10 protein-coding genes are annotated in these 15074 nt (G+C 67.8%); 3 read left to right on the top strand and 7 right to left on the bottom strand.

The genetic code is table 11. The features are described 5' to 3' along the window. Positions 1-159 precede the first annotated feature (159 nt). Positions 160-1092 carry a prolyl aminopeptidase gene (gene pip, locus CFB52_RS20975; protein ID WP_099317331.1) on the top strand — a complete coding sequence of 311 codons (933 nt, stop codon included), beginning with the start codon at positions 160-162 and terminating at the stop codon, positions 1090-1092. 59 nt (positions 1093-1151) lie between these two features. Here the strand turns inward: pip and CFB52_RS20970 are convergent, their stop codons facing one another. From CFB52_RS20970 to CFB52_RS20940, 7 genes are all read right to left on the bottom strand, one after another. Next, positions 1152-1424, bottom strand: a complete 273-nt coding sequence (locus CFB52_RS20970; RefSeq protein WP_059582375.1) for a hypothetical protein — start codon at positions 1422-1424, stop codon at positions 1152-1154. Positions 1425-1602: 178 nt separating this feature from the next. Continuing rightward, positions 1603-2634, bottom strand: a complete 1032-nt coding sequence (locus tag CFB52_RS20965; protein WP_099317330.1) for a transglutaminase family protein — start codon at positions 2632-2634, stop codon at positions 1603-1605. After that, positions 2628-5234, bottom strand: coding sequence for a circularly permuted type 2 ATP-grasp protein (locus CFB52_RS20960; RefSeq protein ID WP_099317329.1), 2607 nt, complete (start codon positions 5232-5234; stop codon positions 2628-2630). Before CFB52_RS20960 ends, CFB52_RS20965 begins: the two co-directional genes overlap by 7 nt. A gap of 214 nt (positions 5235-5448) precedes the next feature. After that, complete coding sequence (locus tag CFB52_RS20955; protein WP_099317328.1) at positions 5449-8862, bottom strand: DUF2126 domain-containing protein; 3414 nt, start codon at positions 8860-8862, stop codon at positions 5449-5451. A gap of 93 nt (positions 8863-8955) precedes the next feature. After that, positions 8956-9951, bottom strand: a complete 996-nt coding sequence (locus CFB52_RS20950) for a transglutaminase family protein (RefSeq protein WP_099317327.1) — start codon at positions 9949-9951, stop codon at positions 8956-8958. A gap of 8 nt (positions 9952-9959) precedes the next feature. Next, positions 9960-10901 (bottom strand): alpha-E domain-containing protein, encoded by a 942-nt coding sequence (locus CFB52_RS20945; protein WP_099317326.1) that lies wholly within the window; start codon positions 10899-10901, stop codon positions 9960-9962. A 64-nt stretch (positions 10902-10965) separates the two neighbouring features. Continuing rightward, complete coding sequence (locus CFB52_RS20940; RefSeq protein WP_059582390.1) at positions 10966-12381, bottom strand: circularly permuted type 2 ATP-grasp protein; 1416 nt, start codon at positions 12379-12381, stop codon at positions 10966-10968. A gap of 577 nt (positions 12382-12958) precedes the next feature. On the opposite strand from CFB52_RS20940, the gene CFB52_RS20930 reads away from it, so the two are divergent. Continuing rightward, complete coding sequence (locus tag CFB52_RS20930) at positions 12959-13954, top strand: LysR substrate-binding domain-containing protein (RefSeq protein WP_059582392.1); 996 nt, start codon at positions 12959-12961, stop codon at positions 13952-13954. Between the two features lie 634 nt (positions 13955-14588). Next, positions 14589-15014, top strand: a complete 426-nt coding sequence (locus tag CFB52_RS20925; RefSeq protein WP_060311732.1) for a hypothetical protein — start codon at positions 14589-14591, stop codon at positions 15012-15014. Positions 15015-15074: the final 60 nt, after the last annotated feature.

Here is a 15074-nt window from a genome sequence, read left to right as displayed (position 1 = left end):
TGCGCGACGAATGGGCATAATGACAAGCCTTGTCCGGCGGCGGCCGGTCCGATGCCTACGCAACGAATTTTGCGGCGCAGCAACATCCGCTCGACCGTACCCGTCCGCACATTGGCCCGCGCCTCGTCCGCCTCCTGTCGACCTCACCGGAGCCTGTCTGTGTACCCACCGATCGAACCCTACGCCCACGGCCATCTCGACACCGGCGACGGCCACCGCATCTACTGGGAACGCTGCGGCAACCCGGCCGGCAAGCCCGCCGTGTTCCTGCACGGCGGCCCCGGCGCCGGCTGCGGCCCGGACCACCGCCGCCTGTTCGATCCCGAGCGCTACGACATCCTGCTGTTCGACCAGCGCGGCTGCGGGCGCTCGACGCCGCATGCGAGCCTCGAGAACAACACGACGTGGGATCTGGTCGCCGATATCGAACGCCTGCGCGAAATGGTCGGCGCCGAACAATGGCTGGTGTTCGGCGGCTCGTGGGGCAGCGCGCTGGCGATCGCGTACGCGGAGACCCACCCCGAACGCGTGAGCGCGCTGCTCGTGCGCGGCATCTTCACAATGCGTCGCGCGGAACTGCTGTGGTACTACCAGGAAGGCGCGTCGTGGCTGTTTCCCGATCATTGGGAAGACTTCCTCGCACCGATTCCGGAAGCCGAGCGCGGCGATCTGATGGCCGCCTACCATCGCCGGCTCACCGGCGACGACGAAGCCGCGAAACTCGAAGCCGCACGCGCGTGGAGCATCTGGGAAGGCCGCACGATCACGCTGCTGCCCGATCCCGCGCTCGCCGCGCATTTCGGGGACGGCCACTATGCGCTCGCGTTCGCGCGGATCGAAAACCACTACTTCGTGAACAAGGGTTTCGTCGAGGAAGGCCAGTTGCTGCGCGACGCACATCGGCTCGCCGGCATTCCGGGCGTGATCGTGCAGGGCCGCTATGACATCGCGACCCCGGCGCGCACCGCATGGGAGCTGTCGAAGGCGTGGCCGGATGCGACGTTCGAGATCGTGCCCGGCGCGGGGCATGCGTACAACGAGCCGGGGATTCTGGAGGCGTTGGTCGCGGCGACGGACCGGTTCGCTGCGTGATCGACGGAATGCGACGCGGCGCATGCTCCGTGCCTACGGGCACGCTTACGCGCCGCCGGTCACAACGCGGCTTCGACGATCGTCCGGCCGCTGATCGCCCGTTCGACGAGTTGTTCGTCGCCGACCTTGCGGATCGCATCGTCGAGCAGCCCTTCCGGTTCCTCGGTCGCCACCTTCAGCAAGCCCGATAGCCCGCGCGCATCGAGCACCACCAACGTTTCCATCGAATCCGCGCGGCTCACGAGCACGCGCCGAAACGCCGGGCCCGCGCCGAAGCTCGCACAAAGCTCGATCGTCTCGTTGCCGAGCGTGTAGTCGAAGTGCTTGATCATGGTCTGCCGCCGTTGCATGGAAATGGCGACGCGCGACGGCGCGGCGCCGTGACGTCGACGCACCCGCGCGTGCCGCCGGCGCGCCGGACCTGAGTTCGGACCGTTCGCCAGCATCACCATGCTAGGCGTGCAGTATTAACGAAGACTTAAAGGGTGCGAGCCCCGCCCGGCAGTACCGTCAAGCCGCATCGAGCGGCTCGACCGTCACGCCGACCTTCAGCTCCTGATCCGCGCCGCCGCCGCGGATCACGCCGCGCAGCGGCGTCACGTCGGCATAATCGCGGCCGACCGACAGCATCACGTAGTCGTCGCCGGGCGCGCGATCGTTGGTCGGATCGAGTTGCAGCCAGCCGCCATCCTCGGGCCACGCCGGATCGTACACGTCGACCCACGCATGCGACGCGTCGGCGCCGATCAGCCGCGGCTGCCCGGGCGGCGGCTGCGTCAGCAGGTAACCGCTGACGTAACGCGCGGCCAGCCCGAGCGAGCGCAGCGCGCCGATCATCACGTGCGCGAAATCCTGGCACACGCCCTTGCGCAACCGCAGCGCATCGAGTGCCGACGTCGTGATGTCGGTGCTGTTCGGCGTGTACGCGAAATCGGCATGCACACGCCGCATCAGATCCCACGCCGCCTGCACGAGCGGCCGTTGCGGCGTGAAGCTCGCGGCCGCGTATGCGGCGAGTTCGGGGTCGCACGCCACGTGCGGCGACGCGAACACGAACTCGCTCGCCGGGTCGTAAGGCTGCCCCGCGCGGAACCGCAAGCGGTCGCGCACGGCCTCCCATGCGGTGGCGTGCGCGGCGTCCGGATTCGCGATCGACGGCGGCGGCTCGCCGCGGGCGCCAAGCGACCACATCGGCGGCGTCACGCGCACCGTGCTGCGGCTGCGCACGAGCAGCGCGTCGTGCGGCTGGTTCAGTGCGAACGACGCACGCGCGTTGCCGAACGCGTCGATCTCGGTGCAGACCGATTCCGGCGCGGGCTCGATGTCGAGCGAGAACGACAGCATCTGCTGGCGCGGCGTCGCGAGCGGTTGCAGGCGAGCCTGGTGCTGCGCGGATTCGACACGCGCCGCGTAGCGGTATTCGGTGTCGTGCGTGACGCGCAGCAACCGGCCCGGCGCGACGGCGGCCGGAGCCGCGGCCGCTGCCTGCCGTGCATGGCCGGCACCGGATGGCGTTTTCGGTGCGCCTTTCGTCGTCACCATAGCGTCCTGCCCGCCTCGCGCACGTGGCTGAAATAGCGCTCGCCGATCCGGTTCGACAGTTCCCACACCGCCTTCACCGTCGTGTCGAGCGCGGCGAGCAGCTTGTCGTGCCGGCCGCCTTCGGCGGTCTCGCACAGCTCGTGGAGCGACCACGCGGGTATGTCCGGAACCGTCTCGGCCAGCTCGGACAGCGCGTAGCCTTCGCTGCGCTCGACCTTCGTCAGCCGGCCGCGCAGCGCCTGCACGACCCAGCCGAGCGAGCGCGGATTGTCGGTATCGAGCACGACGAGCGACAGCAGCGGCGCGACGTCGAAGCCGCGCTGGAACCGCGAACGGAACGTGATCGTGCTGTCGAACAGTTCCAGCACGAGTTCGAAGCCGTCCTGCCGATGCACGGCCCCTTCGTCGAACGCGAACTTCAGCACGCTGCACAGGAAGTCGAGCCGGTCGATCTGCCGGCCGATCGACAGCAATCGCCAGCCGTCGTCGCGCGTCATGTTGTCGGTCTGCGCACCGGTGATCGCGCCGAGCAGCAGCCCGAGACGCTCCAGCAACTGCAGCGCGTCGTTGCCGATCTGCTCCTCGGCTTCCGGCTGCCCTGCGCTGTCCGCGAACAGTTGGGTCGCGTCGTCGATCAGCCGCCACTGATCGCTCGACAGCCGTTCGCGGATCGCGGCCGCCGCGCCACGCATGCCGAACAGGCACGACGCGATGCCCGACGTGCGATCCCCGCCGCGCGTGAGCGACGTCGCCAGCGCGTACTGAAATGCCTGCGGCGCATCGACCGCGTGCGGCGCGTCGGCCGCGACCAGCCCGGTGTCGCGGCACAGCGTGTCGATCAGTTCGAGATGCGCGGGGCTGTCGACGTCGTCTTCGCCGCGCAGCCGTTCGAGCGCGGCGCGCGCGAGGCGCATCAGGTTGGTCGCGCGCTCGGTATAGCGGCCGAGCCAGAACAGGTTCTCGGCCGCGCGGCTCGCGATCGCGCGCGGCCGCTCGACGAGATCGTCGGGGCCGAGGTGCGTCTGCAGCAGCGTCGTCGAATCGACGATGCCTTCGGTCATCACCCACGTATCGACAGTGCTGCCGCCGCGCGGCATCGGCGCGTTGAACAGTGCGTCGCGCGTGCCGACCCGCGACAGCCCGCCCGGCAGGAGCCGCCAGCGCCGCGCGCCGTCCGCAAGCGCGAACACGCGCAGCAGCAGCGGCTTCGGCACGATCCGTGCACTGCCGTTGCCGTCGGGCGCGTCGGGCCGCGGCCAGGTCGGCGCCTGCGACAGCGGCAGGTCGGCCTGCACCGTATAGTGTTCGGGCCGCGCGAGAATCCGCGCGCGCCATTCCGCCAGTTGCGCCTGCGTGAGCCGCGCGCCGATCACCGGTTCGAACGCCCCGCCTTCCTGCACGTCGGGCGGATAGGATGCCTTGACGATGCTGCGCGCGAGCTGCGGCAGCGCGTCGTCGCACGCGGCCGCCTCGCCGCACCACCACGAATGCACGGCCGGCAGCGTCAGCGTTTCGCCGAGCAGCGCTTCCGCGAGACGCGGCATGAAGCCGAGCATCGCCGGCGATTCGAGGAAACCCGAGCCCGGCGCGTTCGCGAGCAGCACGTTGCCCGCGCGCACGGCCTGCAACAGCCCCGGCACGCCGAGCATCGAATCGGGCCGCAGTTCGAGCGGATCGAGCCACGCATCGTCGACGCGCCGCAGGATGCCATGCACCGGCTCGAGCCCGCTGAGCGTCTTCAGGAATACGCGATTGTCGCGTGCGGTCAGGTCGCCGCCTTCCACGAGCGTGAGGCCGAGATAGCGCGCGAGATACGCATGCTCGAAATAGGTTGCGCTGTGCGGCCCCGGCGTCAGCAGCACGATCCGCGAATTCTTCGCGGCGGGGCTGAGCGACTGCATGCTTTGCAGCAGCGCGCGATACGCGGATGCGAGGCGCTGCACGCGCAGCCCGCGAAACCCGCGCGGAAAGAGCCGCGACACGATCAGCCGGTTTTCGAGCAGGTAGCCGAGCCCGGCCGCGCCCTGCGTGTGCTGCGCGACGATCCGCCATTGGCCGTCGGGGCCGCGCGCGAGATCGAACGCGACGACGTGCAGCCACGTATCGCCCGGCACGCGTGCGCCGCGCATCGCGCGCAGATAGCCCGGATTGCCGGTGACGAGCGCGGGCGGCAGCAGCCCGCGTTGCAGGATCGTCTGCGGCCCGTACAGGTCGGCCAGCGTCGCGTTGAGCAGCCGCACGCGCTGCAGCACGCCGCGCTCGATCCCGACCCAATCCTCCGGTGTGACGATCAGTGGCAGCAGGTCGAGCGACCACGGGCCGACCGCGCCGTCGCCGGCGCGCTGCTCGTGCAACTGGTAGAACAGGCCGTTCTCGCGCATGCGCCGGTGCAGTGCATCGGCGCGGCGGTCGAGGTCGGCCACGCCGTCGCTGCCGATCGACGTGAAGAAACTGCGCCATGCGGGCGCAAGCGCGGGCGCGTGCAGGCCGGCCGCGCTGCCGCGCAGTTCGTCGTAACGGCCGGCGGCGGCCGGCGCCGCGAGCGCGGCGGCCAGTTCGGCGGCGTCCGGCTGGGCGCCGGTATCGAAAAGCGTGGGCATCGCGTCGAGGGCGGCGAGATGATCGAGGTCAATGGGCGGCACGATGTCGTTCCGTCGTCAGGGTGCGGCCGCGCACGCGCGCCGCCAGTCGGGCGGCAAGCCGCAGCGCGGAACCGCAATCTGCCCGCATCCTAGCACTCCGGGGGCGTCGCGACCGACCGGCGGGCCCGGAGGTCGCGATCCGCGCATCGTCGTCCTCCCTGTCATCGATCGATCACGGCCGCCGCAAGTCGAGCGTGAACGGAAATTCGCGGCTCGGCGCGGCAGCCGCGACCTCCATCCGCCCCGGCGTGTGGCCGATCTCGACGAAGCGCGCGAGCCGGCGGCTCTCGGCTTCGTATGCATTGATCGGGAACGTCGCGTAGTTGCGCCCGCCCGGATGCGCGACGTGATACCGGCAGCCGCCGAGCGAGCGCTGCAGCCACGTATCGACGATGTCGAACGTGAGCGGCGCGTGCACGCCGATGGTCGGATGCAGCGCCGACGGCGGCGACCACGCCTTGTAGCGCACGCCCGCGACGTATTCGCCGACGGTGCCGGTCGGCTGCAGCGGCAACGCGCGGCCGTTGACGGTCACGACGTGCCGGTTGTCGTTCAGCCCCGTCACGCGCACTTCGAGCCGTTCGACCGACGAATCGACGTAGCGCACCGTGCCGCCGGGCGCGCCCTCCTCGCCCATCACGTGCCACGGTTCCAGCGCGCCGCGCAGCGACAGCTGCATCCCGTTCACCGCGACCTGCCCGAACAGCGGAAAACGGAATTCGAAGTGCGGCGCGAACCACGCCGGATCGAACGCGAAGCCGGCGTCGCGCAGCTCGGCCAGCACGTCGTCGAAATCCATCCGAAGAAATTCCGGCAACATGAAGCGGTCGTGCAGCGCGGTGCCCCAGCGCGTGAGCGGCGTCGTGTACGGCACGGCCCAGAAGCGCGCGACCAGCGCGCGCAGCAGCAGTTGCTGCACGATGCTCATCCGCGCATGCGGCGGCATCTCGAACGCACGCAGTTCGAGCAGACCGAGCCGGCCGGTGGACGAATCGGGCGAATACAGCTTGTCGATGCAGAACTCGCTGCGGTGCGTGTTGCCCGTCACGTCGATCAGCAGGTTGCGCAGCACGCGGTCGACGAGCCACGGCGGCATGTCCTGCCCGAACAGCAGCTTGTTGCGCTGGATTTCCGCGAACGCGATGTCGAGCTCGTAGAGCTGGTCGTTGCGCGCCTCGTCGACGCGCGGCGCCTGGCTCGTCGGCCCGATGAAGAGCCCCGAGAACAGGTACGACAGCGACGGATGGTTGTGCCAGTACGCGATCAGGCTCGCGAGCAGGTCCGGGCGGCGCAGGAACGGGCTGTCGGCCGGCGTCGCGCCGCCGAGCACGAAGTGGTTGCCGCCGCCCGTGCCGACGTGCCGCCCGTCGACCATGAACTTCTCGCTGCACAGCCGCGACTGCCACGCGGCGTCGTACAGGAATTCGGTGTGGTCGACGAGTTCGTCGAAGCTCGCGGCCGGGTGGATGTTCACCTCGATCACGCCCGGATCGGGCGTCACCTGCAGCAGCTTCAGCCGTGCGTCGCGCGGCGGCGGATAGCCTTCGAGCACGAGTTTCACGCCGAGCGTGTGCGCGGTCAGCTCGATCGCGCCGAGCAGGTCGAGATAATCCTCGAGCGCGGCGAGCGGCGGCATGAACAGGTACAGGATGCCGTTGCGCACTTCGACGCACAGCGCGGTGCGCGTGATCCACGCGGCCGATTCGAAACGCTCGGGCCGGCGATGCGGGTCCACGGCGCCCGCACGAGCGCTCGCGGCCGCGCCGTCGTCGCGCCACTGCATCACGGTCGGCGCGGACGCTTCGCGATGCACGCCGGCCAGATAGCGCGGCGCGTCGGCCGGGCCCGCGTAGCGGGCGCGCATGGCGGTGGCGTCCGGCAGTGCGTCGCGCGGCGCGAACGGATCGCGCTCGACGAGGTACGGATAGTCGGCGCGGGCCGTCCACGGCAGCGAGTCGAGCGGCAGTCGATAGCCCATCGGCGAATCGCCCGGCACGAGGTACATCCGCTCGTCGCGGAAGAACCACGGCCCCGTCTGCCAGCGCGGCCCGTCGAGGCCCGGCGTGTCATCCACCCGCTTCACCGGCAGCACGTAGCCGACCACGCTGTCAAGCTGCTGCTCGAACACCTTGCGCAGCCGCGCGCGCTCGAGTTCGTCGTCGAGGCGCGCGTCGAACGGATCGACGTTGACGGGCAGCCGGCGCTCGCGCCACAGGTAGTACCACACGTCCTCGTAGCCGGGCCGGATGAATTCGCCGGTCAGGTTCAGCCGCGCGGCGAGCGCATCGATGAAGCGCTTCGCGTCGTCGGTGGTGTACGAGGACGGCTCGCGCTCGTCGGCGAACAGCGACGGATCGTGCCACACGGGCTGACCGTCCGCGCGCCAGAAGATCGACAGCGCCCAGCGCGGCAATTGCTCGCCCGGGTACCACTTGCCCTGCCCGAAATGCAGGAAGCCGCCGTCGCCGTATTCGGCGCGCAGCCGCTGCACGAGTTCGGTCGCGTAGCCGCGCTTGGTCGGGCCGAGCGCATCGGTGTTCCACTCGGCGCCGTCGCGATCGTCGATCGACACGAAGGTCGGCTCGCCGCCCTGCGTGAGCCGCACGTCGCCGGCGGCCAGCGCGCCGTCGACCTGCGAGCCGAGCGCGAGCACGGCATCCCACTGCGATTCCGTATACGGCTTGGTCACGCGCGGCGATTCGTACACGCGCGTCACGCTCATCTCGTGCTCGAACGACACCTCGCATTCGTCGATCAGCCCTTCGACCGGCGCCGCGCTCGTCGGCTGCGGCGTACACGCGAGCGGAATATGCCCTTCCCCGGCGAGCAGGCCCGACGTCGGATCGAAGCCGATCCAGCCGGCGCCCGGCAGATAGACCTCGCACCACGCGTGCAGATCGGTGAAATCGACCGACGTGCCGCTCGGGCCGTCGAGCGATTTGACGTCCGGCGTGAGCTGGATCAGGTAGCCCGACACGAAGCGCGCGGCGATGCCGAGATGGCGGCACAGCTGCACGAGCAGCCACGCGCTGTCGCGGCACGAGCCGGACGCGAGCTCGAGCGTCTGCGCGGGCGTCTGCACGCCGGGCTCCATCCGCACGAGATAGCCGATGTCGCGCTGAAGCTGCTGGTTCAGCGCGACGAGGAAGTTCACGGTGCCGGCCGGCGTGCGGTCCACACCGTCGAGATACGCGCGAAACAGCGGCGCGGCGCTCGTCTGCGGATCGCACGCGAGATACGGCGCGAGTTCGGTCTTCAGCGCGTCGTCATAGCTGAACGGATATTGCTCCGCGCTCGCTTCGAGGAAAAAGTCGAACGGGTTGTACACCGACATCTCGGCGACGAGATCGATGGTGATCTCGAAGTGCTCGGTGCGCTCCGGAAACACGAGGCGCGCCAGATAGTTCGAGAACGGGTCCTGCTGCCAGTTGATGAAGTGCTGCGCGGGCTCGACCGTCATCGAATACGCGAGGATCGGTGTCCGGCAATGCGGCGCGGGCCGCAGCCGCACGACCTGCGGGCCGAGGTTGACGAGCCGGTCGTAGCGATAGCGGGTGGTGTGATGCAGCGCGACGTGGATGGACATGGGAGCTCGGGTCGGGTTGGGCCGGCCGCGCACGCCGCGTCGCTGTCGACGCGGCGGCCCGGCATGGCGGATTCGGCGAAGGCGCGCCGCCGGTCAGACGAGTTCCGGCGACTGCACGACGCTGATCTCGACGGCGACGGCCGTCGCACCGAGCCCCGTCACCGGCTGCGCGTCGCGATGGTCGAGGCCGACCGCGATGCGCACGTAGCGTTCGTCCGGGCAACGGTTCATGAACGGGTCGAAGCCGACCCAGCCGAGCCCTTCGACATAGGCCTCGGCCCATGCATGGCCGGCCGGCTGCTGCATCAGCGACGCGGCTTGCGGCTGCGCGCCGAGCGCCGCCTGCGGCTGGCCTTGGGATTGCGATTGCGATTGCGATTGCGCGGCATGCGACGCGCCGAGCGCCTGCTGCATGCCGTCGCCGCTCTGCAGCGCGAGCGCCGCCTCCTCCTCGACGTCGCCCGCATGCTGCTTCGAATCGGCGATGCGCTGCATCGCGCTGTCGGCCAACACGTAGCCCGAGATGTAGCGCGCGGGGATCTTCAGCACGCGTGCGGCCGCGATGAACGCGTGCGCATGGTCGCGGCTCGTGCCCTCGCCGCTTTGCAGCGCGGTTTCCGCATCGACGGGCGCATCGGCCGCCAGGTTCGGCGCGTATGCGATGCGGCCGTGCACTTCCGTCATCAGCCAGTGCAGTGCGTCGAGACCGTGCGGCTCGATCGGCAGCGCGTCCGTGAGCGCGCGCACGGTGTCGCCCGCCTTCGTGAGCGCGGTCTCGCGCTCGAAGATCCACGGCGGCGCATAGCCTTCGGAATTGCCGAGAATGCCCGCGCGGTCCTGCGTCTCGACGACGCCGGCCGCCACGACCACGATCTCGTCCTTCGCGCCGCGATCGTGGCGCACGAGGTCGATCCGGTTGCCGAGCCCGTCGGCGTACGACAGCGTCGGCTCGACGCCGTCGATCGTGACCTGCCACGCGCGCACCGTCTGCCCGGGGCCGGATTGCGGGCGCAGCCGCAGCCGTTGCAGCGCATGGCTGGCTTGATCGTCGAACCGATAACGCGAAATGTGTCGAATGGCGAGTCGCATGGCAAGCCTCAGTCGAAGTTGTAAGCCTGGGCGATTTCGAGCCCGAGGCTGTTGTTGCGGCCGATGAAGTCGGTCAGGAATTCGTGCAGGCCGCTCTTGAAGATCCGCTCGACCGAGGTATCGGACAGCAGTTGCAGGATCTTCGTGGCCGTGTCGTGACACGGGTGTGTCACGCCGTAATCCTTCGCGAGCAGGTTCAGGCTCGACACGACGCGCCCGTAGCAATAGCGCAGCGAACGCGGCATGCGGCCGTTCAGGATCAGGTAGTCCGCGATGTTGAGCGGCTTGTACTGCACGTCGTACACCCAGCGGTACGAACGATGCGCGGCCACGCAGCGCAGGATCGTCTCCCACTGGTAGTTGTCGAGGATCGTGCCGACGTGCGACACCGACGGCAGCAGCAGGTGGTACTTCACGTCGATGATCCGCGCGGTGTTGTCGGCGCGCTCGATGAATGCGCCGATCTGCGCGAAATCGAAGATCTCGTTGCGCAGCATCGTGCTGTAGAAGCTGCCGAGGATCAGCGCGGTTTCGCGCTTCACTTCGTCGAGCACGGCCGGCAGCTCGCTTTCAGGCACCGGCTGCGCGAGCGCGCGGCGCAGGGCGAGCCACGCGCCGTTCACGCTTTCCCACGCCTCGCGCGTGAGCGCCGTGCGCACCATCCGCGCGTTCGAGCGCGCGGCTTCGATGCACGACAGCACGCTCGACGGGTTGTCGCGGTCGCGCAGCAGGTAGTCGGTCACGGTATCGGCCGCGTACGCGTCGTATTTCTGCCGATAGCCGTCGTCGGCGCCCGAGCTGACGAGCACCGACGACCATTCGGCCGGCGCGTCGGCCGTGCGCGTGAGCGCCATCCGCAGCCCGGCATCGACGATGCGCGCGATGTTCTCCGTGCGTTCGATATAGCGGTACATCCAGTAGAGCCCGCTTGCAGTACGTCCCAGAAGCATCTCGTGTCCACTCCGTCTTCGTTCGGTTCGCGCGCCGGCTCCGGCGCGCGCGGTCGCGTCCGGCTCAGTCGGCCAGCACCCAGGTGTCCTTGGTGCCGCCGCCCTGGCTCGAGTTGACGACGAGCGATCCCTCCTTCAGCGCGACGCGCGTGAGCCCGCCCGGCGTGATGCGGATCCGGTCCGACACCAGCACGAACGGCCGCAGGTCGACGTGGCGCGGCGCGAGGCCGGCGTCGGTCAGGATCGGCGTCGTGGACAACGCGAGCGTCGGTTGCGCGATGTAGTTCGCGGGACGGGCGCGCAGCTTCGCGGAAAACGCGTCGAGTTCGGCCTTCGACGCGCACGGCCCGACCAGCATCCCGTAGCCGCCCGAGCCGTGCACTTCCTTCACGACCAGTTCGTCCAGATGCTCGAGCACGTATTTCAGGCTGTCGGCCTCGCCGCAGCGCCAGGTCGGCACGTTCTCCAGCAGCGCCTTGCGGCCCGTGTAGAACTCGACGATCTCCGGCATGTACGAGTAGATCGCCTTGTCGTCGGCGATGCCGGTGCCGGGCGCGTTCGCGATCGTGATGTTGCCCGCGCGGTACACGTCCATGATGCCGGCCACGCCGAGCACCGAATCGGGGCGGAACGTGAGCGGATCGAGGAACGCGTCGTCGACGCGGCGATACAGTACGTCGATCGGCTGGAAGCCTTCGGTCGTGCGCATCGCGACGCGGCCGTCGATCACCTGCAGGTCGCTGCCCTCGACGAGGTGCACGCCCATCTGGTCGGCGAGGAACGAATGTTCGTAGTACGCGGAATTGTGGATGCCGGGCGTGAGCACCGCGACGGTCGGGTTGTCGGTGTTGCCGCCCGGCGGGCACACGGCCGCGAGCGACTGGCGCAGCATCTGCGGATAGGTTTCGACCGGGCGCACCTTCACCTGCTGGAACAGCTCCGGAAAGAGCTGCATCATCGTTTCGCGGTTTTCCAGCATGTACGACACGCCGGACGGCGTGCGCGCGTTGTCCTCCAGCACGTAAAACTCGTTCTCGCCGGTGCGCACGATGTCGACGCCGATGATGTGCGTGTAAACGTTTCCGGGCGGCCGGAAGTCGATCATCTCCGGGATGAACGCGTCGTTGTGCGCGATCAGGTGCTTCGGCACGATGCCCGCGCGCACGATTTCCTGGCGGTGGTAGATGTCGTCGAGGAACGCGTTGAGCGCCATCACGCGCTGCTCGATGCCGAGCGACAGCCGGCTCCACTCCGCCCCCGAGATGATGCGCGGGACGATGTCGAACGGAATCAGCCGCTCGGCGGCCTCCGCGTCGCCGTAGACGGCGAACGTGATGCCCGTCTTGCGGAACACGCCTTCCGCATCGTGGGCCTTCTGGGCGAGGCTCGCGGGATTCTGCGTGTCGAGCCATTGCTTCAGGCGCGCGTAAGGCGCCCTTACCATGTCGCCGGATTGCAGCATTTCATCGAATGGCTTCATCGATTTTTTCTCCATCGATCGTTTTCCCCGGCATTGCGCATGCCGGACCGGCGTAACCAATGCTTTGCAAGGAACGTGCCGTGTTCGCTCCCGTCGATATCCCCCTGTTTTTGCGCCGCGCCGGGCACGCCCGCGCCACGTTTCGCACCACAACGGTGCATCGCCGACGCGGCGCGCACTCGCGGTGCGCCGCCGACGCGCATGGCCGATGCTGCGCCGCATCCGACGAACATAGTTCTCCCGCGTGTCACGGATGTGCAATCTGCACTGCACCAAAAGCGACGAGGCGGGCACCGGCCCGAGCGGGCGGGCCGGCACGCACACGGCGCAGCCGGCCCGGGGGAAGCGCCGTCCGGGCGGGCCGGACAGTCCGACGCGATGAACTGTCCGGTTAACTCGGTCCGGCCCCTCAACGCTATGTAGCCGTAATCCCGCCGACAACGCCCATGCATATTTCGACTGACACCGATCGAAAAAAAACATCGGCCCGACCGACGCGATGCGCGGTACGCTAGAACGTTTGCGCAGCAGACGGCGCCCCCTTTCAGGCGCCCGACTATAAAAAGCGAAGATCGAAATGGAAGCAAAGTGGCTGGAAGATTTCCTGAGCCTGGCGGATACCAAGAGCTTTTCCCGGGCCGCGCGTCATCGGCACCTGACGCAATCGGCGTTCAGTAGACGAATCGCCGCCCTCGAAACCTGGATGGACGCGAAGCTGGTGGACCGGAGCATCAATCCGATCGCACTGACGCCGGCCGGCCAGATGTTCCGCGGGCTCGCCGCGGACATCCTGCGCAGCATGTATGCGGCGCGCAATCTCGTGAACGGCTACGACCAGTTCGCGGCCAGCGACCAGGTCGTGCGCTTCGCCGTCGCGCATACGCTCGTGTTCACGCTGTTTCCGGAATGGCTCAAGCAACTCAACAGCGAGGTCGGCCACGTGACCGCGCGCGTCAATGCGGTGAACGTGCCGGAAGGCGTGCAGCAGCTCGTCGAAGGCGAATGCGACCTGTTGCTCGGCTATCACCATCCGCAGTTGCCGATCGTGCTCGATCCGAACCACTTTCCGTTCGTCAGCCTCGGCGTCGAACGAATCCTGCCCGTGTCGTCGCCCGATGCACGCGGCAAGCCGGTGTTCCAGCTGCCCGGCACGCCCGATGCGCCGCTGCCGCTGCTCGCGTATTCGTCGGGCGCCTTTCTCGGCAACATCGTCGAGATGCTGCTGCTGAACGCGACCGAGCCGTATGTGCTGCACCGGTGTTTCGAGACGCACATGTCCGAGGCGCTGAAAGGCATGGTCGTGGCCGGGCACGGCATCGGCTGGCTGCCGGAAAGCTGCGTCGCGAAAGAGCTCGCGGACGGCACGCTCGTCTGCGCCGGCACCGGCGACTGGATCACCGAACTCGAAATCCGCCTGTATCGATCGGCGCGCAAGCGCGGGCTCGCGGCCGAGCAGCTGTGGGCCTACATCATGAACCGGCCGCGCACGGCCCTCGACGCGGCGATCGGCACCGAAGAGGCGGCCGCGCCGGCAATGCGCGGCGCGCGACGAAGCGCGGGCGGCAGTCGCTGAACGCTGTGTCCGCGCCGTGGATATCCATGGCGCGCATGCGTATTCTTTCGACGGCAATCGATAATCCGCCGGATTCCATAAAATCCCTCACCTGCCCCAATCCGCCGCCATTAAAACGCAAACGTTTGCGAATCCGTGTCGTACTTTTTACTGCTTCCCGTATTAAGTAAGAATATTCGGACTGATTTTCCAGACAGAAATACCTTGTTACACAAGTTTCTATTTACCTGTAACAGCCGGAATGATCAAAAACGTCGCACCCTCATTTCTCGACATGCGGTCTGTATCCGAACATTCATCGATTCTTCTCGAATACAGGCGCAACAGTTTCTTTTATCAGTCGTTATTTTTCGGCACGAACGTCGATACCTCCGACGTGATTCAAAGCGTGCTCGATCATCGCTACCGGTGAGCAATTTTCATGTCCGGGAATATCGACTTTATTCAGAATTAAGACATCCTTACCAATCCATCCTTATCCTATTTAGATAGGATCTTTCGCTCCCGTCCCATTCGGGTCACACGCGGTTGTTGGTTCAAAAGCCATCGTGTATCAATAGCGTGTCGCAAAAAGAACGTTGGCAAATTCGACTCCGAGTCGATGCGCGTCATCGATTCCGGACGGGAGATTGCAATGTCACCTTCGCTTCGACAGCAGGCTCGCCCTTTCCTGAGCGTCGTGCTCTCCACGCTCTGCATGAACGCCATGGCCCAGACATCGGCGGCCCCGCCGCCGGCGTCCGGTCCGGGGGCAAACCGGTACGTGATTTCGTATATCTGCGGCGATGCGCGGATCGACGGCACCGCGCCGCTTCCCCCTGACGGGCGCCCGTACAACCTGGGCGTGTCGTTCGTGTCGGGGAGCACCGGCCAGCCCCTCTCCAACGTGCAGGTGCGCCTGCGCCGGCATGGGCGCGTGCTCGTCGAATTCAATGCATCGGGATCGCGCTGCCTGTTCAGCGTGCCGGACGCGAGCTACCGGGTCGAAGGGACCTATCAGGGAGCAACCCAGTTCGCGATCGTCGAGACGGGTGCGCTCACGACGCAGTTGCGATGGTGAAACGTCGCACCGCCCCGCTCCGATCGCGTCATTCATGGAGCGCATCGAATCCAGGAGACT

This window comes from Burkholderia sp. AU18528 (genome assembly GCF_002223215.2).
In the GTDB taxonomy this organism is placed as follows: Bacteria; Pseudomonadota; Gammaproteobacteria; order Burkholderiales; family Burkholderiaceae; genus Burkholderia; species Burkholderia semiarida.
The sequence above is the reverse complement of the archived record's forward strand: the minus strand, read 5'-3'. Positions and strand labels throughout refer to the sequence as shown.